We start from the raw sequence: 1,380 nt of genomic DNA, 5'->3' as shown, positions 1-1,380 counted from the left end.
AATATAATGAATATTGAGTTTTAGAAAATTGGAACGGCATATAGGAGTGGGTACGAAGTCGGGAGACTTCGCACAGCTTTCTACATCAACATTTATGTTTTCTAGAAGACTTCGGGGAGCGGGCTTCGCACAGCGTTCTACAACAACATTTATGTTTTCTAGAAGACCCCCTCTGGTGCTCGTTTGCAACGAGTGCCTACTTACAGGTTTAGGCAAAACAAAGCGTTTGCAACGCGACTAACTAAGATAATTCAAATACATGACCAGAGTTGAAGACAATCTTATTTGGACAAAATCCCGATCGCGCGGATATATCTCTACGTACAATACTCGATTCACTCGATAGCGCGGATATGTCTCTACGCACGATAGCGCGGATTTCCAATACGTGCCCACACAGTAAATCGACAATCTAAAATAAGTCCAACATTAAAACATCTAAATCATTGTGTAAGCCCGCATAATTTCTAGCAGAACCAAAATAATAATCCTCTGGCAAGGCAACTACTTTATCTTTTACAGGATTGTTGTGGATATAATCAACCTTTTGTTTTATGAACCAATTGGTTTCTATTATTTCAGCGTGATATCCATCTTGCCACCCGAGCCTGAAAGTGCGAATTGGCGAAGCATACTTTATAACTTTGATCTCTTTTAAGATGCGCACACGCTTTTTCAAAATAAGCCAAAAGCCACTCCCTACGACTCTCTGGCTCTTCCATAATATTTTGAATAATTTTCTTTGAGGTATATTTTTTAAAATCACGCATGACATCCGATAAAATAAAACCATTTGTGGCTTTGCACATTAAATGTATATGACTGTGCATAATACAATACCCATATATTTCAAGTCCTTTTTTCTCTTGACAATATTGTACTTTTGGTTGAGTAGCGTAAAAACAGCAACCCAACCTACAGTTGTTATGGTGATAAAATATGCCTGATCTATTGTTGTTGCTTTGTATTTTGTCGACATCCTTTTTTATTAAAAAATACAATAAAAGCTACAAATAAAACAATCACATAGCTCTAATTTCGTTCTTTTCGTGTAGATTTGCTTTATGGGCACGGATTGCAAATCCGCGCTATGGTACTTAAGAGACTTTTTTACATATCCGAGCGATCGGGTCGTCAATCAAAACAACAAGCATCAATTACATAATAAAAAAACAATAGTGAATCCATTTTGAGAGCAACATTTAGTATAAAAATAAAGTTAGTCTTGCTATTCCTAGCCTTGACAACTGTAGGTTTTTCTCAAAATGTAGATTTAGAGAATGTAGGCGGTTTTATAGGTAGAGGTAGACCCTTAAAAATAAGTGGTGCAGTGTCTGCCAATAGCATTTTTTATGATTCCAATCAAAACAGCGGTAGAGC

At 36.7% G+C, this 1,380-nt stretch carries 1 pseudogene; it reads right to left on the bottom strand.

The window, feature by feature from the left end:
- Positions 1–412: 412 nt before the first annotated feature.
- A pseudogene (locus H8R24_RS18005) lies at positions 413–979 on the bottom strand (transposase).
- Positions 980–1,380: the final 401 nt, after the last annotated feature.

Source organism: Flavobacterium muglaense (assembly GCF_014305155.1).
Lineage (GTDB): Bacteria > Bacteroidota > Bacteroidia > Flavobacteriales > Flavobacteriaceae > Flavobacterium > Flavobacterium muglaense.
Note: the sequence above shows the minus strand (reverse complement) of the source record. Positions and strands in the feature narration are given on the sequence as shown.